This is a genomic window from Streptomyces sp. NL15-2K, assembly GCF_030551255.1.
Lineage (GTDB): Bacteria > Actinomycetota > Actinomycetes > Streptomycetales > Streptomycetaceae > Streptomyces.
In genome coordinates, this window is the sequence record NZ_CP130630.1 from 3,614,933 (window position 1) to 3,640,050 (window position 25,118).

General features: G+C 71.3%; 26 protein-coding genes. 15 read left to right on the top strand and 11 right to left on the bottom strand.

Annotated elements, in window-relative coordinates; translation table 11 throughout:
- Nucleotides 1–29 precede the first annotated feature (29 nt).
- Complete coding sequence (locus Q4V64_RS15940) at nucleotides 30–449, bottom strand: gamma-glutamylcyclotransferase family protein (protein ID WP_124442550.1); 420 nt, start codon at nucleotides 447–449, stop codon at nucleotides 30–32.
- A gap of 106 nt (nucleotides 450–555) precedes the next feature.
- On the opposite strand from Q4V64_RS15940, the gene Q4V64_RS15945 reads away from it, so the two are divergent.
- Entirely contained in the window at nucleotides 556–2,205 is a 1,650-nt protein-coding gene (locus tag Q4V64_RS15945) for a M4 family metallopeptidase (protein ID WP_124442474.1), read from the top strand.
- Between the two features lie 39 nt (nucleotides 2,206–2,244).
- On the opposite strand, the gene Q4V64_RS15950 is transcribed toward Q4V64_RS15945, so the two are convergent.
- Nucleotides 2,245–3,015 (bottom strand): DeoR/GlpR family DNA-binding transcription regulator, encoded by a 771-nt coding sequence (locus Q4V64_RS15950; RefSeq protein WP_124442473.1) that lies wholly within the window; start codon nucleotides 3,013–3,015, stop codon nucleotides 2,245–2,247.
- Nucleotides 3,016–3,109: 94 nt separating this feature from the next.
- Between Q4V64_RS15950 and Q4V64_RS15955 the strand changes: the two genes are divergently transcribed.
- The 3 genes from Q4V64_RS15955 to Q4V64_RS15965 all read left to right on the top strand — a co-directional run bounded on the left by Q4V64_RS15955 (nucleotide 3,110) and on the right by Q4V64_RS15965 (nucleotide 5,646).
- Nucleotides 3,110–4,021, top strand: coding sequence for an aminoglycoside phosphotransferase family protein (locus Q4V64_RS15955; protein WP_124442472.1), 912 nt, complete (start codon nucleotides 3,110–3,112; stop codon nucleotides 4,019–4,021).
- Between the two features lie 355 nt (nucleotides 4,022–4,376).
- Nucleotides 4,377–4,892 carry a hypothetical protein gene (locus Q4V64_RS15960; protein ID WP_124442471.1) on the top strand — a complete coding sequence of 172 codons (516 nt, stop codon included), beginning with the start codon at nucleotides 4,377–4,379 and terminating at the stop codon, nucleotides 4,890–4,892.
- Nucleotides 4,893–5,001: 109 nt separating this feature from the next.
- The gene (locus Q4V64_RS15965) at nucleotides 5,002–5,646 is read left to right on the top strand and encodes a class F sortase (RefSeq protein ID WP_124442470.1); all 645 of its coding nucleotides are present in this window, start codon (nucleotides 5,002–5,004) and stop codon (nucleotides 5,644–5,646) included.
- On the opposite strand, the gene Q4V64_RS15970 is transcribed toward Q4V64_RS15965, so the two are convergent.
- The gene (locus Q4V64_RS15970; RefSeq protein ID WP_124442469.1) at nucleotides 5,581–5,991 is read right to left on the bottom strand and encodes a helix-turn-helix domain-containing protein; all 411 of its coding nucleotides are present in this window, start codon (nucleotides 5,989–5,991) and stop codon (nucleotides 5,581–5,583) included. The two genes, Q4V64_RS15965 and Q4V64_RS15970, sit on opposite strands and share 66 nt — an antisense overlap.
- A 98-nt stretch (nucleotides 5,992–6,089) precedes the next feature.
- Between Q4V64_RS15970 and Q4V64_RS15975 the strand changes: the two genes are divergently transcribed.
- Entirely contained in the window at nucleotides 6,090–6,980 is an 891-nt protein-coding gene (locus Q4V64_RS15975) for an NAD(P)-binding domain-containing protein (RefSeq protein ID WP_124442468.1), read from the top strand.
- A gap of 12 nt (nucleotides 6,981–6,992) precedes the next feature.
- Here Q4V64_RS15975 and cpt read toward each other — a convergent pair whose 3' ends face one another.
- Both cpt and Q4V64_RS15985 read right to left on the bottom strand, forming a co-directional pair.
- The gene (gene cpt, locus Q4V64_RS15980; protein WP_124442467.1) at nucleotides 6,993–7,514 is read right to left on the bottom strand and encodes a chloramphenicol phosphotransferase CPT; all 522 of its coding nucleotides are present in this window, start codon (nucleotides 7,512–7,514) and stop codon (nucleotides 6,993–6,995) included.
- Between the two features lie 64 nt (nucleotides 7,515–7,578).
- Nucleotides 7,579–8,361: a TSUP family transporter gene (locus Q4V64_RS15985; RefSeq protein ID WP_124442466.1), complete on the bottom strand. Its 783-nt coding sequence runs from the start codon at nucleotides 8,359–8,361 to the stop codon at nucleotides 7,579–7,581.
- Nucleotides 8,362–8,668: 307 nt separating this feature from the next.
- Between Q4V64_RS15985 and Q4V64_RS15990 the strand changes: the two genes are divergently transcribed.
- The 3 genes from Q4V64_RS15990 to nirD are packed head-to-tail and all read left to right on the top strand — an operon-like array spanning nucleotide 8,669 to nucleotide 12,950.
- The gene (locus Q4V64_RS15990) at nucleotides 8,669–9,985 is read left to right on the top strand and encodes an FAD-dependent oxidoreductase (RefSeq protein ID WP_124442465.1); all 1,317 of its coding nucleotides are present in this window, start codon (nucleotides 8,669–8,671) and stop codon (nucleotides 9,983–9,985) included.
- Nucleotides 9,985–12,603 carry a nitrite reductase large subunit NirB gene (nirB, locus tag Q4V64_RS15995; RefSeq protein ID WP_124442464.1) on the top strand — a complete coding sequence of 873 codons (2,619 nt, stop codon included), beginning with the start codon at nucleotides 9,985–9,987 and terminating at the stop codon, nucleotides 12,601–12,603. The genes Q4V64_RS15990 and nirB overlap by 1 nt, the downstream gene beginning before the upstream one ends.
- A complete protein-coding gene (nirD, locus tag Q4V64_RS16000) occupies nucleotides 12,600–12,950 on the top strand; it encodes a nitrite reductase small subunit NirD (RefSeq protein WP_124442463.1) in 351 nt (116 codons plus the stop codon). The genes nirB and nirD overlap by 4 nt, the downstream gene beginning before the upstream one ends.
- 82 nt (nucleotides 12,951–13,032) lie before the next feature.
- Here nirD and Q4V64_RS16005 read toward each other — a convergent pair whose 3' ends face one another.
- From Q4V64_RS16005 to Q4V64_RS16020, 4 genes are all read right to left on the bottom strand, one after another.
- Complete coding sequence (locus tag Q4V64_RS16005; protein WP_124442462.1) at nucleotides 13,033–13,509, bottom strand: hypothetical protein; 477 nt, start codon at nucleotides 13,507–13,509, stop codon at nucleotides 13,033–13,035.
- Nucleotides 13,510–13,752: 243 nt separating this feature from the next.
- Nucleotides 13,753–14,679 (bottom strand): oxidoreductase, encoded by a 927-nt coding sequence (locus Q4V64_RS16010; protein ID WP_124442461.1) that lies wholly within the window; start codon nucleotides 14,677–14,679, stop codon nucleotides 13,753–13,755.
- Between the two features lie 48 nt (nucleotides 14,680–14,727).
- Entirely contained in the window at nucleotides 14,728–16,791 is a 2,064-nt protein-coding gene (locus Q4V64_RS16015) for a SulP family inorganic anion transporter (protein WP_303710119.1), read from the bottom strand.
- A 152-nt stretch (nucleotides 16,792–16,943) separates the two neighbouring features.
- Nucleotides 16,944–17,549, bottom strand: a complete 606-nt coding sequence (locus Q4V64_RS16020; protein ID WP_124442458.1) for a carbonic anhydrase — start codon at nucleotides 17,547–17,549, stop codon at nucleotides 16,944–16,946.
- A gap of 231 nt (nucleotides 17,550–17,780) precedes the next feature.
- Between Q4V64_RS16020 and Q4V64_RS16025 the strand changes: the two genes are divergently transcribed.
- The 5 genes from Q4V64_RS16025 (at nucleotide 17,781) to Q4V64_RS16045 (ending at nucleotide 22,523) form a co-directional block, all read left to right on the top strand.
- Nucleotides 17,781–18,653 (top strand): response regulator transcription factor, encoded by an 873-nt coding sequence (locus Q4V64_RS16025; RefSeq protein ID WP_124442457.1) that lies wholly within the window; start codon nucleotides 17,781–17,783, stop codon nucleotides 18,651–18,653.
- Nucleotides 18,650–20,131, top strand: a complete 1,482-nt coding sequence (locus Q4V64_RS16030; RefSeq protein WP_124442456.1) for a HAMP domain-containing sensor histidine kinase — start codon at nucleotides 18,650–18,652, stop codon at nucleotides 20,129–20,131. Before Q4V64_RS16025 ends, Q4V64_RS16030 begins: the two co-directional genes overlap by 4 nt.
- Before the next feature lie 235 nt (nucleotides 20,132–20,366).
- Nucleotides 20,367–21,527: an alkaline phosphatase PhoX gene (locus Q4V64_RS16035; protein ID WP_124442455.1), complete on the top strand. Its 1,161-nt coding sequence runs from the start codon at nucleotides 20,367–20,369 to the stop codon at nucleotides 21,525–21,527.
- Between the two features lie 170 nt (nucleotides 21,528–21,697).
- Nucleotides 21,698–22,030: a MazG-like family protein gene (locus tag Q4V64_RS16040; protein ID WP_124442454.1), complete on the top strand. Its 333-nt coding sequence runs from the start codon at nucleotides 21,698–21,700 to the stop codon at nucleotides 22,028–22,030.
- A gap of 1 nt (nucleotide 22,031) precedes the next feature.
- A complete protein-coding gene (locus Q4V64_RS16045) occupies nucleotides 22,032–22,523 on the top strand; it encodes an NUDIX hydrolase (RefSeq protein WP_124442453.1) in 492 nt (163 codons plus the stop codon).
- 69 nt (nucleotides 22,524–22,592) lie between these two features.
- On the opposite strand, the gene Q4V64_RS16050 is transcribed toward Q4V64_RS16045, so the two are convergent.
- Nucleotides 22,593–22,739 (bottom strand): hypothetical protein, encoded by a 147-nt coding sequence (locus Q4V64_RS16050; protein WP_172629381.1) that lies wholly within the window; start codon nucleotides 22,737–22,739, stop codon nucleotides 22,593–22,595.
- A 531-nt stretch (nucleotides 22,740–23,270) separates the two neighbouring features.
- Here Q4V64_RS16050 and Q4V64_RS16055 point away from each other — a divergent pair.
- A complete protein-coding gene (locus Q4V64_RS16055) occupies nucleotides 23,271–23,699 on the top strand; it encodes an excalibur calcium-binding domain-containing protein (RefSeq protein ID WP_124442452.1) in 429 nt (142 codons plus the stop codon).
- Nucleotides 23,700–23,805: 106 nt separating this feature from the next.
- Nucleotides 23,806–24,231, top strand: a complete 426-nt coding sequence (locus Q4V64_RS16060) for a TIGR03668 family PPOX class F420-dependent oxidoreductase (RefSeq protein WP_124442451.1) — start codon at nucleotides 23,806–23,808, stop codon at nucleotides 24,229–24,231.
- Here the strand turns inward: Q4V64_RS16060 and Q4V64_RS16065 are convergent.
- Entirely contained in the window at nucleotides 24,224–25,081 is an 858-nt protein-coding gene (locus tag Q4V64_RS16065) for an MOSC N-terminal beta barrel domain-containing protein (RefSeq protein ID WP_124442450.1), read from the bottom strand. The genes Q4V64_RS16060 and Q4V64_RS16065 overlap by 8 nt on opposite strands.
- Nucleotides 25,082–25,118 lie beyond the last annotated feature (37 nt).

Here is a 25,118-nt window from a genome sequence, read left to right on the forward strand (position 1 = left end):
TGCCGGCACCCTGAGGGTGCCGGCACGGCTCATCCCGCCGACCAGTCCCCGCTCTCGATCAGCTCGCCCCGATCGCGCAGCCGGGCGGCGACGGAGGGCGCGGCGACGTACACCCAGGCGCGTACGGCGGTGCCGTCGGCGTCCCTGATGACCTCGCGCTCGACCCGTTCGTAGAGGTTGCGGGGGTCTCCCGGCACGTACTCCTCCAGCCGGTCCAGCGCGGCCAGCAACTCCCCGTACGCCTCCGGCAGCGCGGTGACGATCTCCCCGCGCACCACTCCCCCGCGTGCCTCCACGACGTACGGATAGCCGGGGCCGTCGTACAGCACCGCGTCGATGAGCCGCGCCGGTTCCTCGGCCCGCGTGCGGCCGCGCAGGAAGAGGTCGTGGTTGACCTCGCCGGTGCGGAGGGTGCCGTAGACGAAGAAGGGCAGTCGCGTCGCTCTCACAGAAACGATTCTCACCTCTCACACTCCTTCGCATTCCCGCCATGGACATGGCAGGTAAAGGGCCCCTTAACTCTTGGTCAAGATCAGGCCCTTCCCGAGGAGACCGATGAGCCGCATACGGCCGCACGCCCGAGGTTCCCGCCGTCTCGCCGCCGCCGGAGCGGCCGCCACCACCGCCACCCTGCTGGCCGCCGCACTCTCCCCCGCCGCCGGAGCGGCCGACCGGCCGACCCGGGCCACCGCGATCGAGAACGCGGCGTCGGTACTCGCGGACCGGGCCGCGTCCCTGGGCCTCACCGCCGGACAGGACACGACCGTCCGGGACGTGGTCGTGGATCCGGACGGCACGCAGCACGTCCGCTACGACCGCACCTACCGCCAACTCCCCGTCCTGGGCGGCGACTTCGTGGTCCACCTCGCTCCCGACGGCTCGTACCGCAGCACGTCCCGGGCGACGCGGAGCGCGATATCCCTGTCGAGCGTGACCCCCGCCCTGTCCCTCGGGCTGGCCTCCGACCTCGCGGTGAACGCGCTGCGCGCCGCACACCTCGGCGAGACGCTGAGGAAGGTGACGGCCAAGCCCCGCCTGGTCGTCGACGCCCTGCACGGCGCCCCGAAGCTGGCGTGGCGGACCGACGCCGTGGCGCAGGACTCCCTCGGCAACCCGGTCGCGCGGACGACGCTGACCGACGCCCGCACGGGCGCCCGGATCGACGCCTGGGACAGCGTCGAGTCCGCGTCGGGCGACGGCGAGTCGCTGTACAGCGGCAAGGTCCCCCTGAACACGACGCTGTCGGGATCGACGTACCAGCTCAAGGACGCGACGCGCGGAAACACGTACACCGGCGACGCGACGAACCAGACCGACCTGTGCGTCCTGACGATCTGTCTGAGCCGGGCCCCCTCCACCGTCTTCACGGACGCGGACAACCACTGGGGCACGGGTACGACGTCCGACCGGGCGACGGCGGCGGTGGACGCCCAGTACGGCACGGACGCGACCTGGGACTACTACAAGAACGTCCACGGCCGCAACGGCATCGCGGGCGACGGCAAGGGCTCCTACAGCCGCGTGCACTACGGCACCCGGTACAACAACGCCTTCTGGGACGACACCTGCTTCTGCATGACGTACGGCGACGGTGACGGGACTCAGCTCGGCCCCCTGGTGTCCCTGGACATCGCCGGCCACGAGATGTCCCACGGCGTGACGTCGAAGACGGCGGCGCTGACGTACTCGGGCGAGCCGGGAGGGCTGAACGAGGCCACGTCGGACATCTTCGGCACACTGGTGGAGTTCCACGCGGGTAATTCCTCCGACGCCGGCGACTACCTGATCGGCGAGAAGGTCGTCCGCTCCGGCTTCGGCCGCGAGGCCCTGCGCTACATGGACAAGCCGTCGAAGGACGGCGTGTCGGTGGACTGCTGGAGTCCGACGGTGAAGAACCTCGACGTGCACTACTCGTCGGGGGTCGGGAACCACTTCGCGTACTTGCTGGCAGAGGGCAGCGGCACGAAGACGGTGAACGGCGTGAGCTACAACTCGCCGACGTGCGACGGGTCTTCGGTCGCGGGTATCGGGCGGGCCGCGCTGGGCAAGATCTGGTACCGGGCGCTGACCGTCTACATGACGTCGTCGACGGACTACGCGGGGGCACGCACGGCGACGCTGAACGCGGCGCGGGATCTGTACGGGGCGGGGAGCGCGGAGCACGGGGCCGTGGCGGGGGCTTGGAAGGCCGTGGGCGTGGGGTGATCCGGCGCCGGGGCACACGCTCCGACGGTCCGCCGGCTGTCAGCCGCCGACCGGTGCCGGAGCCGTGCGGATCACCGTCACGCCCGCCTCGTTCAGGGCCGTACAGGTCGCTTCGTCCGCCGATGCGTCGGTCACGAGCACGTCCAGTTCCTCGGGGTCGCAGATCTTCACCATGCCGGTCCCGGGGAACTTGCTCTTGTCCGCGAGGAGCACCACCTTGTCGCCGGCGGCGATCATGGCCCGTCTGGCGGGCACCTCGACGACTGTGGTGTCCATGACCTGACCGCCGCGGCGGACGCCGCAGGCGCCCAGGAAGATCCAGTCGGCGTGCAGTTGGCGCAGGGCGTCCTGGGTCATGAAGCCGTCCGTCATGCGTGACGCGCGGATGACCATGCCGCCGAGCAGTACCAGATCGATGTCTTCGTCCTCGCCGAGTTCCTCGTACACCGCGAGGTTGTTGGTGATCACGGTGAGGCGCCGCCCGTGCAGATGGCGTGCGAGCTGGTGGACGGTCGTACCGCTGTCGAGGATGACCGACTGACCGTCCTCGATCATCGTGGCCGCCTGGGCGGCTATCGCGTCCTTCTCGGCCACCTGAGCCCCGGCGGCCTCGCTGAAGGGTGCGGGATCATCCTCGATGACCGCGCCGCCGTGGACCCTTGTGAGGAGCCCTTCCTCTTCCATTCTGAGGAGGTCACGGCGGATGGTGGCCGCGCTGACATCCAGCTGCTCGGAGAGGTCGGCCACGGTGGCGGTGCCGCCGGAACGCAGGGCCCGCAGGATGAGTTGGTGTCGTCGTTCAGCCAGCACGCAGCGGAACCCTACACCTCACCGGAAAAGCCGTCGCGGCGACGCCCGCCCGCCGGATACGCTCCGCTGCCCCGTCCAACTCCCAAGGAGCCGCATGCCGTCCGCCGCCAAGATGCACGCCGACGAGCTCGACATCGACGCGGCGCTGGTCGGGCGGCTTGTCGCGGAGCAGTTCCCGGAGTGGGCCGAGCTGCCGATCCGGCACGTCGCGTCCGCCGGGACCGACAACGCCATGTACCGGCTGGGCGAGGACATGGTCGTACGGCTGCCGCGGCTGCCCGGTGGGGCGCGGCAGATCGATGAGGAGCATCGGTGGCTGCCCCTGCTCGCCCCGCAGCTGCCCCTCGCCGTACCGGTGCCGCTCGCGAAGGGTGAGCCGGGGCATGGGTACGGGCTGAGGTGGGGCGTGTATCGCTGGCTGGACGGTGACAATGCCTACGACGCGCCGATCGTCGAACTCGCGGATGCCGCCCTCCGGTTGGGCCGGTTCGTCGCGGCGCTGCGGCGGGTCGACGCCACGGGTGGGAGGCCGTCCTTCCGGGGTGGGCCGGTCGGCGGCGGCGGTCGCGATGAGTACGTCCGTACAGCGATCCGTGACCTGGGTGCCGACGGCATCTTGGACGCCACCCTCGCGACGACGGCCTGGGAGGACATCCTCCGGCTCCCCCAGTGGGACAGCGAGCCCGTCTGGCTCCACGCCGATCTGCTGCCCGGGAACCTGCTGACCGAGAACGGCCGCCTCACCGCCGTCATCGACTTCGGCGGTCCCGGCGTCGGGGATCCGGCGGCGGACGTGATGCCCGCGTGGACCCTCTTCGACGCCGAGACCCGCCCCCTGTTCCGCGAGGCCGTGGACATCGACGACATGACGTGGGCCAGGGGCCGGGGCTGGGCCCTGTGCTTCGGCCTCATGGCGGACCACTACTACCGCGACGGCAAGAACCCGGCGCTGGCCGCGGTGGGCCGCCGCACGGCGAGCCGAGCGCTGGCCGAGCACGCGGCCTGACCGGCGTACACGATCGGTGATTGGCAGATCTGTTCCACCGGCAGGGCCACGTGACCTGCGGTTTTCCCTGGCGGTAGTGGAACAGATCTGCCAATTGCCGAATGCGACCATTTGGGCAGGGGGCGGGCAGTCACCCGTTCACAGTCGTGGGGCGCATTCTTTGAGGGCTTTTCTTTGTGCGGCCGACTTGCGGCGGTGACCTGCTGAAATGTCGGGCAGAGGTCTTCGGGCGGCCTTCGCCTGACACCCGTTCACCTCAATTCTGACGCTCCCTCAGGAAGCGGTCTCGGCCCGCTGCCACTTACCTCGGAAGGGCAGCCCACGGCAGAAGACCGAAGAGCTCGAAGGAGCACCGATGCGACGTACCGCCCGCCTGCTCACCGGTACCGCTTTCGCCGTCGCCGCCGCGGGCCTCGGCGCCGCGCCCGCGTACGGCGCCGGCGACCTGGACGTCTCCCCCTCCACGGTCGTGCCGGGCGAACTGGTCACCGTGAACACGGCCGCCTGCGGGGACGGCGGTGCGGCGACGGGCGACGCCGCCGCGGTGGGCGCCGGGCCCTTCACGCTGGCCCCCAGTGCGCACGAGGGCCAGGCGATCGGGCAGTTCCGGGTGCCGCCGAGCGCGCAGCCGGGGACGTACGAGATCGTCGCGATCTGCGCGGAGGACGGCCGGCAGGTCACGGGTGACCTGGTCGTCACGCTGACGTCCGGGCACGGGCAGGTGCATCCCCGAGGAAGTGTGAAGACGGGGGTCGGCGGCGCACTGGGCCGCGATCCCGTGCAGACCGCGGCCGGCGTGGCGGCTCTCGCCGTCGCCGCCGCGGGCGGTACCTGGCTCCTGCATCGCCGGGCGAGAGGCGACGGGATCTGACGGACACCCTCCGCTGTCCGTCCGCCGGTACCGCACGTCCCTCCCCCTCCGGGTCCGACGCCCCTCGCGGCCCGGAGGGGGAGGGCTCAGTCAGGAGAGGGGTGTCGCCGTGCGCAGGCTCGGTAATGCCGCGATAGCGGCCGTCACCGCGGTCGCCCTCTGCTCGGGCGCGTGGCTGGTGGGCAGTGGTGCGGTGACGCACACCCCGCCGCAGCCGTCCGCGGCGGAAGGTCACGCCGATACGCGCGCTGACGCGGGTCCCGGGCGGTCCGCCCCACCCGCGGCCACCGCCCTGCCGCCCTCCCCGCCCGACCGGATCCGCATCCCCTCGATCCGCGTGAACGCCCCCCTGATGGGCCTCGCCCTCACCCCGACCGGCAGTCTGGACGTCCCGCCCGCCGCGAAGAAGAACCTCGCCGGCTGGTACGAGGCCGGCACCACGCCCGGCGAGAGGGGGACCGCGATCGTCGCCGGGCACGTCGACAACGCCGACGGCCCCGCCGTCTTCTACCGCCTCGGCGCCCTGAAGAGGGGCGCCGCCATCGAGGTGGACCGGCGCGACGGGGCTGTCGCGGTGTTCGCCGTGGACGCGGTCGAGGTGTACGCCGCGAAGGACTTCCCCGACGAGAAGGTGTACGGGGCGGCCGCGCGGCCCGAGCTGCGGGTGATCACGTGCGGTGGGGACTATTCACGGAGCACCGGCTATCAGGGGAACGTCGTCGTCTTCGCGCATCTGACGGGCAGCGGCCGCTGAGCCGTGCGGCTGCGGTGCACCGCCGAGGACGTTCTCGCGTCCCCACGCACCCAGCGGTGCCAGCGCCTCGTTGAGAGCGGCGCCTCGGGGCGTCAGCGAGTACTCGACGCGCGGTGGTACCTCGTCGTACGCCTCCCGGTGCACGATGCCGTCCGCCTCCAGCTCCCGCAGCTGGGCCGCGAGCACCTTCTCCGTCACGCCCGGCAGCTCCCGGCGCAGCTCGCCGAAGCGGCACGGCCGCACGTGCAGCGCCCACAGGATGAGCACCTTCCACTTGCCGCCGATCACGTCCATCGCCGCGTCGATCCCGCAGACGTACGATCCCGGCCGTCGTGCGTTCGCCATGCCGCCCCCTCCTCCTGCCTGGACTCTTTCCCGGCGGTAACCACCCACTCCGAAGTGCGTACTTGAGCAGGCCGTTCTCCTCATCGAGCCTAACTTCCATGACTGACACCGCACTTGTTTCCCCTACGCCCGTCACTCTCCTCGGCACCGGAGCCATGGGCACCGCCCTCGCCCGCGCCTGGCTCGCCGCCGGGCATCCCGTCACCGTCTGGAACCGCACCCCCGCCCGCGCCGAGGCCCTGGCCGGCGACGGCGCGACCGTCGCTGCGAGCGCCGCCGAGGCGGTGGCCGCCAACCGGCTCGTGGTCGCCTGTCTGCTCGACGACGCCTCCGTCGGCGAGGCCCTCGACGGGGCCGACCTGACCGGGCGGGACCTGGTGAACATCACCACCGGCACCCCTGCCCAGGGCCGTTCACGGGCCGCGTGGGCCGAGGCGCGCGGCGCCCGTTTCCTGGACGGCGGGATCATGGCCGTACCGCCGATGATCGGGGCGCCCGACTCCGGGGCGTACGTCTTCTACAGCGGTTCCGCCGCGCTCTTCGAGGAGCACCGGGACACGCTCGCCGTGCCGGCCGGGACCATGTACGTCGGGGCGGACCCGGGGTTCGCCGCACTGCACGACGTGGCGCTGCTGAGCGCGATGAACGGGATGTTCGCGGGCATCACGCACGCCTTCGCGCTGATCCGCCGGGAGGACATCGCACCGAAGGACTTCGCGCCGCTGCTCGTGTCCTGGCTCACCGCGATGGCGAACTCCGCGCACAAGGCCGCCGACCAGTTGGAGAGCGGGGACTACGGCAAGGACGTCGTCTCCAACCTGGCGATGCAGGTCGCGGGCATCCCCACGCTGCTGCGGACGGCCGAGGAACAGGGCGTGAGCACGGAACTGCTGACGCCGTACATGGATCTGATGGAGCGGCGGCTCGCCCTGGGGAACGGGGACGAGGACACGACGGGGGTGGTCGAGCTGCTCGTACGGAAGCCGTAGCGAAGCCGTAGCTCAGCTCACGTGCGCGGCGATGGTCCGCGCGCACTCCAGTGACTCGGTGCGGGTGGTGTCCACCTCCACGTCGTAGACCACGCCCCGGTGGACCAGTTCCGCCTGCTTCTCGGCCATCCCTCGCACCCGGTCGCCACGGGCGATCTCCCGGCCCGCGGCCACCTCGGCCTCGCACCGGACGCCGACCCAGAGCACGTCGAGTCCGTCGAGGACCTTGCGCCACCGTTCCTGGGTGGCCGCTGCGCCGAGGAAGACGTCGTCGATGATCACCCGGGCGCCGGCGTGGGCCATCGCGGCGATCCCCGCCGCCCATGCCGCTTCCAGGGCCATGAAGTCCCCGCCGACGCTCACCCCGCCGTCCGGGGCGAACTCGATCCCCGTGCCTCCGCCGGGCATCGCGTCGAGCAGCGAGTCGACCCCGAAGGCCAGCCAGGGCTCCGGCAGCACCTCCTGCAGACACCGCACGATCCCGGACTTGCCCGAGCTGGAACCGCCGTTGAGCACGATCACCTGAGTTGTCACGCGGGTCACAGTAGGGGGCCGCGCGAAGTCGCCCCACTCGTTTTTCAGGCCAACTCAGGTCAACTCAGGCCACCCACTGCTCGTACGCCAGGTTCGCCACCAGCGCGAACACCACCGTCAGCAGCACGATCCGGACGAAGCCGCTGCCCTGCTTGAGGGCGGTGTGCGCGCCCAGGGTGCCGCCCGCGAGGTTGAACACGGCCATGAGGGCGGCCAGTTGCCACAGGACCGTGCCCTGCCAGGCGAACGTGGCGAGGGCGCCGGCGTTGGTGCAGCAGTTGACGATCTTGGCGGTGGCGGAGGCGGTGACCAGGTCGAGGTGAAGGACCGCGGTGAGGGCGAGCACGAGGAACGTGCCGGTGCCGGGGCCGATGAGGCCGTCGTAGAAGCCGATGCCGAGGCCCGCCCGGCCGATCGCGGCGAGGACCTGGCGGCGGGTGGCCGGGCCGGTCGCGGGGGCGGTGCCGAAGGCGGGGCGCAGGATCACGAAGGCGGCCACGCCCAGCAGCACCACCATGATCACGGGCTTGAGGACCTCCGTGCTCATCCCGGCCGCGAAGAAGGCCCCGGCCGAGGATCCGGCGAGGGCCGCGAGACCGATGCGTACGGCGGTGCCCACGTCGACCGGGGCCTTGCGGGCGTACGTCACCGCCGCGCCCGTCGTGCCGACGATGGCGACGGCCTTGTTGGTGCCGAGCGCGTACGCCGCCGGGGTGCTCGAGGGCAGGCCGAGCAGCAGGACCGGCAGCAGCAACAGCCCGCCTCCGCCGACCACGGCGTCGATCCAGCCGGCCGCCAGGGCCGCGAGGCAGAGGACGACGACCATGGTCAGCGATATGTCGGGCATGATCGGGACCCTATGGAGGGGACAGGTGCGCCGTCCATCCACATGAGGATCTTCTGAGGTTCCCTCTCGAATCGGCTCCCCCCTCCCCGTGAGCTGGTGAAACCCGGCCTCGCGCCGCCCCCGGTCGTAGACGATGGTGGCTGCACGTACCCCGGGGGTTCGGTCACCTCCGGCGTCTCCTCACAGCCCGCCTCCGCCGCGCTCCCCGAACCCTCACACCCGCCCCCGCCCCTCGCTGAGCGCAGCGTTCCCCGCGGGAAACAGACGTGATGCGGTCGGGTAACACCGGCATCGCACGCTCCTGAACATGACCTCGAATACGCGTGTGGTGGTGATCGGCGCCGGCCTCGCGGGCGTCCGTCTCGCCCGGCGGCTCGGTGAGCTCGGCATGCCCGCGCTGCTGATCGGCGAGGAGGAGCACCAGCCGTACAACAGGGTGCTGCTCGCCGAGGTGCTGGCCGGCCGCTACAGCCCCGACGTGATCGCCCTCCCGGCGCCCGCGGAGCTGACCCGTGCCCGGGTCACCGGCATCGACCGGGCCGGGCGAAGCGTCGAGTGCGCGGACGGCTCGAAGATCGCATACGACACGCTGGTGCTGGCCACCGGCTCCAACCCGGTGCTCCCGCCGCTGCGCGGCCTGTTCACGGACATGTACCGCCCATCGACACACCGGGTAGGCGATCCGACCCGCTCTTCCGGCCGGGGGTCCGGGGGTCGTCCCCCGGGAAGGCACAGCACCCCCGACCACGTGCTGCCCGAGGGCGTGCACGCGTTCCGCACCATGGACGACTGCCTGGGCCTGTCCAAGGCGGTACGGCCGGGTGTGCGGGCGGTCGTGATCGGCGGCGGGCTCCTCGGGGTGTCCGCGGCCCGCGCGCTCGCCCTGCGCGGCGCGCAGGTCGTCCTGGCCCAGCAGTCCGAGCGGCTCATGGAGCGCCAGCTCGACCCGGCCGCCTCCAAGCTGGTCCGCCGGCACCTCACCGACCTCGGCGTCGAGATCCACACCGAGTGCCGGGTGCGCGACGTGCGCTGCGTCAACGGCGCGGTCCGCTCGGTGGAGATGGCCGACGGGTACGCCCTGGACGCCGATCTGGTGGTCCTGGCGTGCGGGGTCCACCCCCGTGTGGGTCTCGCCCAGATCGCCGGCCTCGACGTCCGCAAGGGCGTCGTCGTCGACGACGAACTGCGCACCTCCGACCCGCACATCCGGGCCATCGGCGACTGCGCCCAGCACGGCGGCACGGTGTACGGGCTCGCGACCCCGGCGCTCGAACAGGCGGATGCCCTGGCCGAGTCGCTGGCGGGCGACGCCGACGCCCGGTACACCGGCACCCGTTCGCTGACCCGCCTCACCCTCACCGGGCAGGCCTCCCCCGGATCGTTCGACCTCGCCGCGTTCGGTGAGACGGAGGCCCTCCCCGGCGACGACGTGGTCCAGCTCGCCGACGCCACGCGCGGCACCTACCGCAAGGTCGTCGTCCGCGACGACCGCCTGGTCGGCGGGGTCCTCGTCGGCGAACTCGGCACCGTCGGCGCGCTCGCCCGCGCCTGGGAGGGAGCAGAGCCGCTCCCGTCCGACGGCGGTCCTCTGCTCCACCTGCTTACCAACGATGGAGGCTCCTGATGACGGCCACCCCGGGGGCGAACCCCACGATCGTGCTCGTCGGCCATGGCATGGTCGGCCAGCGCTTCCTCGAAGCGCTCGCCGAGCGCGGCATGACCGCCACGCACCGCGTGGTCGTGCTGTGCGAGGAGCCGCGTCCGGCGTACGACCGCGTAGCGCTCACCTCGTACTTCTCGGGCAAGACGCCCGAGGACCTCTCGATGACGGACATGGAGTTCATCGAGAAGGAGGGCATCGAGCTGTACATCGGTGACCCGGCGGAGACGATCGACCGCGAGACGAAGAAGGTCACGGCCAGGTCCGGTCAGGTCTTCGACTACGACATCCTCGTCCTGGCCACCGGCTCCTACCCGTTCGTGCCGCCGGTCCCCAACAAGGACGCCAAGGGCTGTTTCGTCTACCGCACGATCGACGACCTCCTCGCCATCGAGGAGTACGCCAAGACCCGCACGACCGGTGCCGTGGTGGGCGGCGGTCTGCTCGGCCTGGAGGCCGCGGGTGCGCTCAAGGGGCTCGGACTCACCAGCCACATCGTGGAGTTCGCCCCGCGTCTGATGCCGGTGCAGGTCGACGAGGGCGGCGGCGCCGCGCTGCTGCGCACCATCGAGGACATGGGCCTGTCGGTCCACACGGGCGTCGGCACGCAGGAGATCGTGGTCGACTCCGAGGGCGCCGTCACCGGCATGAAGCTGTCCGACGGTTCCGAACTCGCCACCGACATGGTGGTGTTCTCCGCCGGTGTCCGCCCCCGCGACCAGCTGGCCCGCGACTGCGGCCTCACGGTCGGCGAGCGCGGCGGCATCACGGTCGACGAGCAGTGCCGTACGGTCTGCGACCCGCACGTGTTCGCGATCGGCGAGTGCGCGCTGGCGGCGGACGGCCGCGTGTACGGCCTGGTGGCCCCGGGTTACGAGCAGGCCGAGACGGTGGCCGCCACCATCGCCGCCGACGAGGAGGCCTCCTTCACCGGCGCCGACCTGTCCACCAAGCTGAAGCTGCTCGGCGTGGACGTGGCCTCGTTCGGTGACGCGCACGGCGCCACCGACGACTGCCTCGACGTCGTCTACTCCGACTCCCGCGCGGGCCTGTACAAGAAGCTGGTCATCGGCCGCGACGGCACCCTGCTCGGCGGCATCCTGGTCGGCGACGCGGAGGCGTACGGCACGCTGCGCGCCTTCACCGGCTCGGTCCCGCCGGTCTCGCCGGAGTCGCTGGTGCTGCCCGCCGGTTCCGGCGCCCCGGCCCAGCTCGGCCCGACCGCGCTGCCGGACGACGCGATCATCTGCTCCTGCAACAACGTCACCAAAGGCACGATCCGCGGCGCGGTCACCGACCACCAGTGCACGACCGTGCCCGAGGTGAAGAAGTGCACCAAGGCCGGTACGACGTGCGGCAGTTGCGTCAAGGTCCTCGGCCAGCTCGTCAACGCCGAGCTGGAGGCCAGTGGCGTCGAGGTCGACAAGGGCCTGTGCGGCTGCTTCTCGCAGACCCGCGAGGAGCTGTACGAGATCGTCCTCGCCCTGCGCATCAACACCTACCAGGACCTGCTGGACCGCTACGGCCGCGAGGGCGCCCGGGGCGGCGACGGCTGCGAGATCTGCAAGCCGGCGGTCGGCTCGATCATCGCCTCCCTCGCCCCGACGATCGGCGCGAGCGGCTACGTCCTGGAGGGCGAGCAGGCGTCCTTGCAGGACAGCAACGACCACTTCCTGGCGAACCTGCAGAAGAACGGCTCGTACTCGATCGTGCCGCGCATCCCGGGCGGCGAGATCACCCCCGAGAAGCTGATCGTGATCGGCGAGGTGGCCCGCGACTTCGGCCTCTACACGAAGATCACCGGCGGCCAGCGGATCGACATGTTCGGCGCCCGCGTCGAGCAGCTCCCCCTCATCTGGGCGCGCCTGGTGGACGCGGGCTTCGAGTCCGGCCACGCGTACGGCAAGGCGCTGCGCACGGTGAAGTCCTGCGTGGGCCAGACCTGGTGCCGCTACGGCGTCCAGGACTCCGTCCGCATGGCGATCGACCTGGAGCTGCGCTACCGGGGCCTGCGCTCCCCGCACAAGCTCAAGTCGGCGGTCTCCGGCTGCCAGCGCGAGTGCGCGGAGGCCCAGTCGAAGGACTTCGGCGTGATCGCCACCGCCAACGGCTGGAACCTGTACGTCGGCGGCAACGGCGGCGCCACCCCGCGCCACGCGGACCTACTGGCCCAGGACCTGAGCGACGCGGAGCTCATCCGCCTGATCGACCGCTTCCTGATGTTCTACATCCGCACCGCCGACCGCCTGGAGCGCACCTCGACCTGGCTGGAGCGCATCCCCGGCGGCCTGGACCACGTCCGGGACGTCGTCGTCGAGGACTCCCTCGGCATCTGCGAGGAGCTGGAGTCCCTGATGGCCGCGCACGTCGCGAACTACCGCGACGAGTGGGCGGAGACCATCAACGACCCCGAGAAGCTGTCCCGTTTCGTCTCCTTCGTCAACGCGCCGGACACCCCCGACCCGGTCGTCGGCTTCGTCCCCGAGCGCGACCAGATCAAGCCCGACCTGCCGCTGCTGAGCATTGGCATGCGGCCCGCCGACAACCCGGCAGACGTCCTGGAAGGAAGTGCCCAGCGATGACCCTGGCACCCGAGACGACCGACCTGAAGGTCCAGCTCCTGCTGGAGGACGACTGGTTCACGATCTGCGACCTGAGCCAGTTGTTCCCCGGCCGGGGCGTGGCCGCTCTCCTCCCCGACGGCCGCCAGGTCGCCCTCTTCCGCGACCGCTCCGGCACGCTGTACGCGATCGACAACCGCGACCCGTTCAGCGGCGCGGCGGTTCTCTCCCGGGGCCTGACCGGCACCCACCAGGGACGGCCGTTCGTGGCCTCCCCGCTGCTCAAGCAGCGCATCGACCTGGCGTCCGGGCAGTGCCTGGACGACGAGACGGTGAGTGTGGCGACGTACGAGGTGCGGACGCGCTGAGGGAGCCGATCCAGCCGATCTGCTCGAAGGGCGGTGGCCCCGGCGCACACGGCGCCGGGGCCACCCCTTGATGCGTCAGGGCCTAGATGTAGTACCAGTCCACGGCCAGGTCCATGCCGCCGAGACCGTAGCTGATGACGGAGACGGTGATGACCGGGTTGCCCTTCGTCTTGCCACCGACGTAGTAGCACTTGACGTACTGGAAGCCACGCTTCGGCGGGCACGACTGGTCCGAGCGGTAGGCCACCTTCCTGCCGTCGATCGTCAGCAGGCTGGCCGCCTTCAGCTGGACGCTGTCCCACTTCGCGTCGGAACCCGAGCAGCCGGTGATGGCGTCGCCCACCTTGCTGTCGTTGTACCAGGCGGTGCCGGCGCAGTTCGCCAGCCGCTTCACCTCGGTCGCACGCCAGCTGAGGTCGCCGCTGACGGTGAACGTGTCCGCCGAGGCCGTTCCGGCGCCGACGGCGGCCAGGAGGCCCGAGGCCGCCGCCACCGTGCCGAAACGGGCGGCGGTCTTCTTGAGTCTCTTGGTTCGGGAGGAAGGTGAGGTCTGGGACATGGTCACGCCTTTCGGCTGTGGGGGAAGGAAGGCGAGAAACAGTCAAAAGGCGGATGACGTCACTACTCAGAAGTACATATGGCTCCCTCATGACCATGTCATTACGGGCTAGCGCGCTCTAGTTGCCCAGCAGGATCGACACGGTGGCGAAGATCGGCATCCTCCTTACAGCGCGGCATCCATGTGGTGGACGGCGGCTCCACGGCCTGAAAGGCCGGGCGCTCGCCCAGGGGCCGGCGGCCCTCACGTCTTCAGGGCGTCGTACGTCACCCCGGTGAGCCGTGCGGAGGCGTCCCACAGCCGCTCCCCCGCCCTGTCGTTGAGGGTCCACGGCGCCCGCCAGGACGGCGCCGGCGACCCGCGCCAGCCGACGAAGGAGGGCCCGCTGAAGGAGTCGGGGCGTATGTCCGGCGCGGTGGCGGCGTACAGGGTGGGCAGCGCGCCGGCGTCCGCCGACTGGGCGAAGAACCGGTTGCCGATCCGCATGAACCGCTCACTGAACTTGCGGTCGGCCATCCGGGGCCCGGCGGTCTGCAGGTTGGTGGACGCGTACCCCGGGTGCGCCGCCGCCGCGACCACGTCCGAACCGTGCGCCGCCAGCCTGCGTGCCAGCTCGTGCGTGAAGAGCAGGTTGGCGGTCTTGGAGCGGGCGTAGGCGGTCCAACGCCGGTAGCGGCGCTCGCTGTTGAGGTCGTTGATGTCGATGTTGGACATCGAGTGCATCGTGCTGGACACGGTCACGACGCGCGCACCGGGCGTGCCCAGCAGCACCGGCAGCAGCAGTCCCGTGAGCGCGAAGTGCCCGAGGTGGTTCACGCCGAACTGCGTCTCGAACCCGTCGGCGGTCGTCCCGTACGGCAGCGCCATGACGCCCGCGTTGTTGATCAACAGGTCGAGCCGCTCTTCCGGGAAGGTGGCCGCGAACCGCCGTACGGAGCCCAGGTCGCCGAGGTCCAGCAGCGTCAAGTCGACCTCGGCACCCGGCACTTCGGCGACCATCCGGCCCCTCGCCTCCGCGCCCCGCGCCTCACTCCGGCACGCGAGGACCACGCGGGCACCCCTGCGCGCCAGTTCCCGCGCGGTGACGTACCCGATGCCGCTGTTGGCTCCGGTGACGACGGCGACGCGGCCGCTCTGGTCGGGGATGTCCTTCTCGCTCCAGCCGGACATGACCGAACTCCCTCCGGTTTGCGGGGGTGGGGTTCAGCCTACGAGCGGTCAGCGCCGCGCGTAATCGTCCGGCATGGGCCGCGTGTCCAGGTAGAACCACTCGGCGCCGGGGCCGGGGGACTCCGTCGGTTGGGCGGGGGCGGAGGTTGTGGGTTCGGTGGGGGTGGTGCTCCAGGGGTGGCGGTCGGGCGGGTTGTCCGAGGGCTGGTCGAGCGGGGTGTCCCAGGGCTGGTCGGGGGTGGTGTCCCACGGCCGGTCGGGGGTGGCGGCCGACGGCCGGTCGGGGGTGGCGGCCGACGGCCGGTCGGGGGTGGCGGCCGACGGCCGGTCGGGGGTGGCGGCCGACGGCCGGTCGGGGGTCGTGGCCGACGGCCGGTCGAGCAGGGTGTCCCAGGGCTGGTCGGGGGCGGTGGCCCACGGCCGGTCGGGGGTGGCGGCCGACGGCCGGTCGGGGGTGGCGGCCGACGGCCGGTCGGGGGTCGTGGCCGACGGCCGGTCGAGCAGGGTGTCCCAGGCCTGGGTGGGGGTGGTGTCCCCCACCACCGCCCGGGCTGCCACCCCTGAAGTGGCCGTCTCGTCCCGGTCCCCGGAAACTGCCGCCTTCCCCGGCCCCGGCATCAGCAGTTCCACCCGCAGGCCCAGGCCCCGCTGCTGGGCGGTGAACTCCTCGACCTGGTTGCGGCAGGCGTGGTCCAGGTGGGTCACGCCGGTCAGGTCGAGGCGGATGCGCGGCTTGCCGGAGGCGGCCGCGGCCTCCAGCGCCTCGATCACCTTCGGCAGCCGCAGGAACGTGGCGTTGCCTGCCATGACGACCTTCGCGGTGTCCTCCTCGATGTGCTGCCGGACCACGGTCTGCGACATCCGCAGCGCGGCCAGCACGATCCCGGCGGCGAGTCCGATCAGCACGCCCTCCAGCAGCGCGGTCGCCACGATCACCAGCGTGGTGAGGGTCATCACCGCGAACTCGCCCCGGTCCTGACGCCACATCTTCGGGAACTCCGCGGGCGCGAACAGCTTCCAGCCGCTGTGCACCAGGACGCCCGCGAGGACGGAGATCGGGATCAGCGCGAGGACCTGCGGCAGCAGCAGCGCGAACGCGAGCAGCCACAGCCCGTGCAGCGTCCGGGAGAGCCGGGTCTTCGCGCCGGCCTGGACGTTCGCCGAGCTGCGGGCCACCACCGCCGTGATGGGCAGGGCCCCCAGGATGCCCGCGACCGTGTTCCCGACGCCCTGCGCGACGAGTTCGGTGTTGTAGCGGGTGCGCGGGCCGCTGTGCATACGGTCCACCGCCGCCGCGGTGAACAGGCTCTCGGCGGAGGCGATGACCGTGAAGGTCAGGACGGAGGTGATGATCGCCGCGTCGGCGAGCCCCGCGAACTGCTCACCGCCCGGCACCTGCACCGAGGCGAGCAGATCGCCCACCTGAAGTGTCTTCACGTCCACACCGGGCAGCGCGGCGACCGCGATCCCGATGCCTACGGCGACCAGCGCGGCCGGGATCTTCCCGGCGGGCCCCGGCACCTTCTTCCACATGAAGCTCAGGACGACGGTGACGACACCGAGCAGCGCGGCGAGCATCGCCTGCCGGTCGGTCAGGATGTCCGCGAACAGCCCGGGGATCCCCGCGATGTTCTCGATCGGCGTGCCGGGCGCCGTGCCGTCGGCCGCCGGATAGGCCTGGCTGAACATCAGCGGCAGTCCGATGCCGGCCAGCATGCCCTGGACGACGGCGAGGGAGATCGCCTGGAACATCCGCCCGAGCCGTACGGCACCGAGGACGATCTGCAGGATCCCGGAGCACAGGACGATCACCCCGAGCATGGCCACACCGTGCTCGGCGACGGTCTCCGCGACCAGCGCGGCGAGCCCGGCGGCGGGCCCGCTGACCTGGAGCGTGCTGCCCCGGATCGCACCGACGACCAGCCCGCCGATCACCCCGGAGATGATCCCGAGCTCGGCGGGCACTCCGGACGCGACGGCGACGCCGATGCACAGCGGCAGCGCGACGAGGAAGACGACGAGGGAGGCGGTGATCTCGGTGGCGAGGTCGGGCTTGGCGGGACCGGCGGTCGGGCCCGCCTTGGCTGCCGGGGCCTCGGCGGTCTCTGCCATTGCTGTCCGTGCCATTGGCGTCCGTGCCATTGGCGTCCGCGCCTTGACTGTCCGTGCCTTGACCGTCCGTGCCATGGCTGTCCGTGCCATGGCTGTCGGCCCGGTGTCGGCCACCCTCGTGTGCCCGCCCCGCCCCCGCGCATGCGCCCCGCTCATCCGGCGTGCACCCGGAAGCGGCCGTCCTCGTCCAGCTCGTGCAGCCGGCCGGTGTCGACCTCGTAGTACCAGCCGTGCAGCCGCAGCCGGCCCGTGTCCAGCCGCTGCCGCACCACGGGGTAACTCCGCAGCGCGGCGAGCTGGTTGACGACGTTGCGCTGGGCCACGTCGGGCATCGACGGATCGTCGCACTCACCGGTGAGCACGGGCGCCAGCTGCGGCCGGGCCAGCCGGAGCCAGGCGTCCACGCCCGGCAGCGCGGTCAGGTCGTCGCCGGACCGCAGCGCGCCCATCGCCCCGCAGTGTGAGTGACCGCACACCACGATGTCCTGAACACCGAGCACCTCCAGTGCGTACTCGACGGTGGCGGCCTCGCCGGAGGTCCCGTGTTGTCCATATGCCGGGACGATATTGCCGGCGTTCCGCAGCTCGAATATCTCTCCGGGCCGGGCGCCCGTAATAAGGGCAGGTATGACCCGGGAGTCCGAGCAGGTGATGAAGAGCGCCTCGGGATATTGCCCCTCGGCCAGTTTCCGGTATTCGCCGCTCTCGAATTCGGCCCGCTGTGTGAACGTACGGGCACGGTCCAGTAATGCCTTCAACGACGCCTCCTCGACGGGGGGGTTCGACCAGGTCACCACACCGTAGAGGAGCGCACACCAGAGAAAGGTTAAGCGAACACCAGCGCCCGGCCAGGAATGGAACATTCTTTGTCCGGACACGAGTAAGCGCTGTCATCTTGTAACGTGTCGACTTCAGGGCGCGAAACAGGGCGCGAATTGCGAATCCGGCCTGCCTGGATTCGTACCGGTTTCCCGAAAGAGACAGGACGCATGGGCCTACGAGTGCTGCTCATCGAGGACGACGAGACGATCGCCGAACCGCTCACCGAGGGACTGGGGCACTTCGGACTGGCGGTGGATCACGTGACCACCGGCGCCGAGGGCCTGAGAGCGCCGTACGGCGATGTCGTCCTGCTCGACCTGGGGCTGCCGGACATGGACGGCATCGACGTCTGCCGGGGCATCCGGCAGATCTCCGACGTGCCGATCCTCATCCTGAGCGCGCGCGGGGAGGAGGCCGACCGGGTGCTGGGGCTGGAGCTCGGCGCCGACGACTATCTGGCGAAACCGTTCAGCGTACGGGAGTTGGTGGCGCGGGTGCGGGCGGTGACCCGGCGGACGCAGCGCACCCAGGCGGTCCCGGAGCCGGTCCACCGCACCTACGCGGTACCGGAGTCGGCCGCACCGCCGCTGTCGTACGACACCCCGCCCGAGCCGTCGTACGCGGCTCAGCCCGCACCGCCGTACGAGACGGCGCCGCCGTACGAGACGGGAACCCGCGAAACCGGACCGTACGAGACCGGAGGGCGCGAAACCGGACCGTACGAGCCCGGAGCCCCGGAACCCGGCCCCCTCGTCGTCGACCGCCGCACCCGTCAGGTCTGGGTCGGCGGGGAGACCGTCGCGCTCACGCCCAAGGAGTTCGAGCTGCTCGCCCTGCTCGCCGAGGATCCGGGCGCGGTCTGCTCCCGGCAGCAGATCCTGGACCGGGTCTGGGACCCGCACTACGAGGGCCCGACCAAGACCCTGGACGTCCATGTGGCCGCCCTGCGGCGGAAGTTGGGGCATCCGGCGTGGATCCAGACCCTGCGCGGCGTCGGCTTCCGGCTGGCGGTGCACACCCGTCCGGACGCGCGGACATGACCCGCCGCCTCCTGCTCAGCTATCTCAGCTTGGCCGTGCTCGTGCTGCTCTGCCTGGAGATCCCGCTGGGTTTCGTCTACTCGCGCGGCGAACGGGAGCGGGTGGTCAACGCGGCGACGGACGAGGCCGAGTCCGTCTCCGCGTACGCCGCGCTGTCGCTCGCCGCGGGCCGCGCCGAGCAGGACCTGCCCGGGCGGGTGGTCCACTGCGCCGCACGCATCGGCGGCAAGGTCGTCGTCGTGGACGCCTCCGGCGCACCGCTCGCCACCTCGCACCCGCTGACCGCCGAGGCGTCCCGCGCGCTGGCTTCCCGCCCGGGCATCGCGGCGGCGCTCCGGGGCACCGCCACGGCGGACGCCCGTACGTCCACCATCGGCGGGGTGCAGTACCTTGCGGTCGCGGCGCCGGTCGGCCACGGCGCCCGCCCGGAAGGAGCCGTATGGCTCACGGTCCCGACGCAGACGGTGCACGAACGCGTCCACCACATATGGATGCTGCTCGCCCTCGGCGGACTCGGCGTCCTCACCGCGGTCACGTTCGTCGCCTTCGCCATCGCCCGCTGGACCGGCCGCCCCATCCGCGAACTGGAGAGGGCGACCCACGAGTTGGCGGAGGGCGGCCGGGCCGCCCCGGTGACGATCACGAAGGGCCCGCCCGAAGTCCGCGCCCTGGCCGCCGCGTTCAACCGCACCGCCGCACGTCTCGCCCATCTCCTCGCCTCCCAGCGGGCGTTCGCGGGCGAGGCCTCGCACCAGCTCAAGACGCCCCTCGCGGCACTGCGGCTGCGCCTGGAGAACCTGGAGCCGAACGTCACCACCCGCGGCCGGCCCAGCCTCACCGCCGCCGTGACCGAGACGGACCGCCTCGCCCGCATGGTCGAGGCCCTGCTGGCGATGGCCCGCCTGGAGGAGGACGCGGCCACCCCCACCCCGCTCGACGTGGGCGCGATCTGCGCGGAACGCCACCACACCTGGCTGCCGCTCTTCGACGAACAGGACGTCTCCCTCGTCCTCTTCGCCGGCAGCGTGGGCCCGGTCCTGGCACTCCCCGGATCCATCGAGCAGATCCTGGACAACCTGCTCTCGAACGCCCTGCGCGCCTCCCCACCCGCCACCACCGTCACCATCGAACTGCGCCTCCACGCCCAGCCCCGCCGCGCACTGCGCGACGCCCGCCCCTGCTGGGTCGACCTCCACGTCACCGACGAGGGCCCGGGCATGACACCGGACCAGCGCGCCCGCGCCTTCGACCGCTTCTGGCGCGCCCCCGGCGCCCCCAAGGGCGGTACGGGCCTCGGGCTCGCGCTCGTCCAACGCCTGGCCCACGCGAGCGGCGGCGAGGCGATCCTGCGTCCGGCGGCCACGGGCGGGCTGGACGCGGTGGTCCGCCTGCGCTCGGCCGAGCCGCCCACGCCCGGCCACCCTCCGGTCGGCAGACCGGGCACGCGGCGTCGGGAGGCCCCGGCACTGCCGGCCTGAGGGACCGAACGCACCGAACGGGCCTGACCGGAGCCGACCCGACCCGACCCGACCCCACCCGACGCCGACCAGGCCGAATGCGCCGCCTCCCGCGCCCGTCACTACCTGTCCATGACCCGTCAACTCCCCATCCCCGACGTGGATAACCCAGCGCCCCTAGGGTCCGTGACCGCACCCCCCGCAACCCCGTCGCCGACCGGCGGCGGGGCGGTCACGACCAACTCTTGGAGCAAGAGTGGAACGTCGTACCCTTCTGCGTGCGGCCGTCCTCGGCGGCTCGACGGCCGTCCTCGGCGGAACCCTGTGGCGCGGCGCCGCGTACGCCGCACCGGCCCAGCCCGGCGCGAGCCCGTACGGGTCGCTCGGCGCACCTGACGCCAACGGCATCCGACTCCCCAGCGGCTTCACCAGTCGCGTGATCGCCCGTTCCGGCCAGACGGTCACCGGAACGTCGTACACCTGGCACAACGCCCCCGACGGCGGCGCGTGCTACGCCGACGGCACCGGCTGGATCTACGTGTCCAACTCGGAGATCAACCCGAGCGGCGGCGCGAGCGCCGTGAAGTTCTCGTCGACCGGCGCGATCACGTCGGCGTACCGCGTCCTGTCCAACACCCGGCAGAACTGCGCGGGCGGCAAGACCCCGTGGAACACCTGGCTGTCCTGCGAGGAGGTGTCCCTCGGCTACGTCTACGAGACGGACCCGTGGGGCGTGAACGCGGCCGTGCGCCGGGACGCTATGGGCCGTTTCAAGCACGAGGCGGCAGCCGCGGACCCGGTGCGCAAGGTGATCTACCTGACCGAGGACGAGTCGAACGGCCGCTTCTACCGCTTCGTGCCGACGACCTGGGGCAACCTGTCCTCCGGCACCCTCCAGGTCATGGTCGCGGGCTCCGCCACCTCCGGCTCCTTCAGCTGGGCGAACGTACCCGACCCGGACGGCTCCCCCACCACCACCCGCACCCAGGTCTCCGCCTCGAAGTCCTTCAACGGCGGCGAGGGCTGCCACTACGCCGATGACACGGTCTGGTTCACCACGAAGGGCGACAACCGCGTCTGGCAGCTCAACCTGACCAACAACACCTACGAGCTGGCCTACGACGACTCCCTCGTCTCCTCCGGCACGGCCCCCCTCACCGGCGTCGACAACATCACCGGCTCCGCCTCCGGCGACCTCTTCGTCGCGGAGGACGGCGGCAACATGGAGATCTGCGTGATCACCCCGGCCGACGTGATCGCCCCCTTCCTCCGCATCGACGGCCAGTCGAGCTCGGAGATCACGGGCCCGGCGTTCTCCCCGGACGGCACGCGGCTGTACTTCTCGAGCCAGCGCGGGACGAGCGGGAGTTCGTCGGGCGGCATCACGTACGAGGTGAGGGGCCCGTTCCGGTCGTAACCCCGTGAAGCCGGGACCGTCTTCCGGACGGTCCCGGCTTACGCCATGCCCTCCGCCCCCGCGCTGAGGTGACCCTTGACGTGACCGCACCGGTGACCATCCGCACGGCCGCCCGTTCCTCCAGGTGGGCGACTTCGCCTTCCCCGCCCGCTCGACGGAAGGAACACCTCGTGGACACGACCGCGTGGAAGACCACGGCCGACCTCGCCGCGTTCTTCGACCAGGCCGCTGCGGATCTGCCCGCCGCACAGCAGCGACTGCTCCAAGTACTGAAGATCGGGGAGGAGTTCGGCGAGGCCGCCCAGGCCTTCATCGGGGCGACGGGCACGAACCCGCGGAAGGGAACGAGCCACACCTGGGACGACGTGACGGCCGAGGTCTGCGACGTGATCGTCACCTCGATGGTGACGCTGCACCGACTCGGCGTTCCCGACCCCGCGGCCGTGTTCACCGAGCACCTGAAGCGGGCCGCGGCCCGCACCTTCGCCGCTCGGGAGGCCTGAGGTGGAGCGAGTACTGCCCCGCGACGAGTGGGTCAAGACCCTTCCGCAGGCCATCGTCGGGGCCTGCGTGCTGCTCCTCGACCACGAGGACCGGATTCTGCTGCTCCGCTACGCCGAGGGCCAGCCGAGCGCCGGAACCTGGGGGCTGCCCGGCGGAATGCTCGACCACGGCGAGGACCCGCTCAGCGCCGCGCGACGCGAACTGCACGAGGAGACCGGAATCGTCCTCGACCACCCTCCCCGCTTCCTCGGCTACGACCACCGCGCCGACGTGAAGGGAACGGGCCCGGCGATCGACTTCTTCTTCTACGGCGGCACCCTCGCAGCCGGTCAGCGCATCAGTCACAGCCCGGAACACGACAAGGACGGCCTCTTCACCCTGAACGAGCTGCACACCGTACCCCTCACGTCCCACCCATCGGCACTCACCGCCCTGCACACCGCCGCCCGCTCCGGAACCGTCGTATGCCTGCGCGAAGGACAGCCCCTGTGACTGCGGCGCGGCACGCGAGGAGGGCGGCTCCCAACACAGGATGCCGCCCTCGCAAGTCAGGCGCTCGCTTCAGATACGGCCGTGTCCCTCCACGTGGTGTAGCGATCCGGACTGCCGGAGCCCGGGCGGCCGCCGTACGACGCCGATGACCCAGGACACGACGGGGCGCTCCTCACGCTGCTCCCGGCTGTTCACGCCGCGCATCGACGTGTTCACCCAGTGATTGGCAGATCTGTTCCACCGGCACGGCCGCATGACCTGCGGTTTTCTCTCGCGGAGATGGAACAGATCTGCCAATCACCCGCCCCCGCGGCGGTCCTCTCGACGGGCGGACCGCCCCTGCCGTGCCACACCCGCCAGAGCCCGCCGATCTGCCCTGGCCTGCCCCGGACCGGCCACTCTTCCCGCCCTGCCAAGCCACTGAACCAACCCGGCGTGCCACCACTCGGCCGACGCACCCCTAACCACAGGGAGCCGACGCCGTCCTTGTCGATCGTCTCGAACGGGGAGACGCCGAAGATGCGACGTGATGGGCCCGTTCCGCTCGTCGCACGGCTTCCCTGACGGCACCCTGACGACTTACATACGGAGAGCTACCTTCCAGTCACGTCACGTTCGCATCACAGGTCCGCCGATTCGCAGCAGCACCCAGAACCCCTCAGTACGTTCATCACCTCAAATCCGGCCGATCGCCTCATCGTGATCACGGTACGGATATGTGTATGAACCGACCCTGGGGGGCTCTCCGTGCACCTGTTCCGCAATTCCGCCGCCGCGGCCGTCGCCGCGCTCGCGCTGGCCGCCCTGCCGGCCACCGCCGAGGCCCATGACGGCAACCACCCGTTCGAGAACTGCACCGAGGCGTACGAGAACGGGTACTCCAACATCGCCGAGGGCGACGAGCACTACGGCGACCACCTCGACCGCGACGGGGACGGCATCGGCTGCGACAACCCGCCCGCCGGCTTCGTCCCGGCCGAGGACGAGGCCGAGGACGACAGCGCCGGAAGCGGCGAGGCCACCGAGACCAAAACACCCGAGGGGCAGGACAACACCGACCTGGCCGCGACCGGAGGCGACAACACCACGCCGTACCTCGCGGCCGGCGGGACGGCCGTACTGCTCGCCGGTGGCGGCCTGCTCCTGGCCGCTCGCAGACGTCGCACGTCCCACTGACGGCGGTCAGGCTCCGGTAGACGTACAGAATCGCATCCTGACGAGATCGCCCGGCTCCCTCACCACGGGGAACCGGGCGTCCTCAGCCTTCACTACGGTGGAACGCATGAGGCTCTCGCCCTTCGCCGCCCAGCAACGTTTCGTCGCAGCGCCCGTCGCCCGGCTGGCGACAGCCGACGCCCACGGCGTGCCCCACGCGGTGCCGGTCACCTTCGTCGTCCAGGACGACGTCCTGTACTTCGCGATCGACCACAAGCCCAAGAGCACCTGGGATCTGCGGCGGTTGCGCAACATCCGGGAGAACCCCTCGGTGACGGTTCTGGTGGACCACTACGACGAGGACTGGTCCACGCTGTGGTGGTCCCGCGCCGACGGACGCGGGGAAGTTCTCGAGGACGGGCCGGAACGACAACGTGCGGTCGAGTTGCTGTGCGGCAAGTACGACCAGTACGACCAGTACAAGGACTCCCCTCCCAGAGGTCCTGTGGTCGCCGTTCGGGTCGAGCGGTGGAGCGGCTGGGCCTTCACATAGCCAACGGTTCGGCGTCGCCCCACTCCTGGACGACCACCTCGTCGCCGACAGACAGCTTGCCCGGCCGCACCACGGAGAACTTCGCGCCGAACACCACGCCTCCGCTGACCGCTCGCCGGTAACTTGCGAGCGTACGCAGCGGCTCCCGCCCCTGCCGCGCTCCGGCCTTCTGGTCGACCAGGGTGACCGCGCAGCGCACCGCGAGCTTGGCATAACCCAGTTCGGCCCCGCCGATCCCGATGCCGCGCGCGCGGTCCTCGGCGTGCGGTACGGCCGCCCAGCCGCCGCTGTCGACGACGATGTTCGGGCGGAAGCGGTTCATCGGCAGGGGCGGGGCGCCACGCTCGGCCATCCGTCGGTTGAGGAGGGTGAGGGAGGACCGGGACAGCAGGTGTACCGCGCTGCTGTCGGCGTAGCCGGAGGGGCCGGGCGTCAAGCCGTCGGCGACCCGGTCGTGCTCCGGGGGCACGCGGACCAGGCGGCTGGGGGTGCCGAGGACCTCCGACAGCCAGGCGGCGGCTTCGTCGCCCTGGTCAATCCCCTGGAAGGCGGCGCCGAACAGATCGACATCGCGTCGCGGCGCGGACGTGGTGACGTCGAGGCGCACCGTGCCGTAACGGCCCGTCGTGTCGGTCGAGTCGAGCGTGAGCCGGCTGCCGTCGGTGCTGACCGCGGGTCGGATCAGGGCGAGGCGGGGATGGCGGCGCTGGGTGCGGTAGACCCCGTCTTCGCTGATGACCATGAAGCTGCGGTCGTGCGCGAGTCCCGCCGGTGTGAGGAGCGCATCGCTCATCGACGTGCCCGCGCATCCCTTGATGGGGTAGCAGATCAGATCTACGACGTCGGCCATGTGCGGCCTCCTTCGGTCGACGGCCAGAGGTGTGGTC

Excerpts from the sequence above, each read along its gene's own strand:
- Q4V64_RS15955 (WP_124442472.1), top strand. The coding sequence starts at position 3,110 with ATGCCGTCCGCCGCCAAGATGCACGCCGACGAGCTCGACATCGACGCG.
- nirD (WP_124442463.1), top strand. The coding sequence starts at position 12,600 with ATGACCCTGGCACCCGAGACGACCGACCTGAAGGTCCAGCTCCTGCTG.
- Q4V64_RS15960 (WP_124442471.1), top strand. The coding sequence starts at position 4,377 with ATGCGACGTACCGCCCGCCTGCTCACCGGTACCGCTTTCGCCGTCGCC.
- Q4V64_RS16025 (WP_124442457.1), top strand. The coding sequence starts at position 17,781 with ATGGGCCTACGAGTGCTGCTCATCGAGGACGACGAGACGATCGCCGAA.
- Q4V64_RS15970 (WP_124442469.1), bottom strand. The coding sequence starts at position 5,991 with ATGGCGAACGCACGACGGCCGGGATCGTACGTCTGCGGGATCGACGCG.
- Q4V64_RS15945 (WP_124442474.1), top strand. The coding sequence starts at position 556 with ATGAGCCGCATACGGCCGCACGCCCGAGGTTCCCGCCGTCTCGCCGCC.
- Q4V64_RS15975 (WP_124442468.1), top strand. The coding sequence starts at position 6,090 with ATGACTGACACCGCACTTGTTTCCCCTACGCCCGTCACTCTCCTCGGC.
- Q4V64_RS15990 (WP_124442465.1), top strand. The coding sequence starts at position 8,669 with ATGACCTCGAATACGCGTGTGGTGGTGATCGGCGCCGGCCTCGCGGGC.
- Q4V64_RS16060 (WP_124442451.1), top strand. The coding sequence starts at position 23,806 with ATGAGGCTCTCGCCCTTCGCCGCCCAGCAACGTTTCGTCGCAGCGCCC.
- Q4V64_RS16065 (WP_124442450.1), bottom strand. The coding sequence starts at position 25,081 with ATGGCCGACGTCGTAGATCTGATCTGCTACCCCATCAAGGGATGCGCG.
- Q4V64_RS16015 (WP_303710119.1), bottom strand. The coding sequence starts at position 16,791 with ATGGCAGAGACCGCCGAGGCCCCGGCAGCCAAGGCGGGCCCGACCGCC.
- Q4V64_RS15985 (WP_124442466.1), bottom strand. The coding sequence starts at position 8,361 with ATGCCCGACATATCGCTGACCATGGTCGTCGTCCTCTGCCTCGCGGCC.
- nirB (WP_124442464.1), top strand. The coding sequence starts at position 9,985 with ATGACGGCCACCCCGGGGGCGAACCCCACGATCGTGCTCGTCGGCCAT.
- Q4V64_RS16005 (WP_124442462.1), bottom strand. The coding sequence starts at position 13,509 with ATGTCCCAGACCTCACCTTCCTCCCGAACCAAGAGACTCAAGAAGACC.
- Q4V64_RS16010 (WP_124442461.1), bottom strand. The coding sequence starts at position 14,679 with ATGTCCGGCTGGAGCGAGAAGGACATCCCCGACCAGAGCGGCCGCGTC.
- Q4V64_RS16030 (WP_124442456.1), top strand. The coding sequence starts at position 18,650 with ATGACCCGCCGCCTCCTGCTCAGCTATCTCAGCTTGGCCGTGCTCGTG.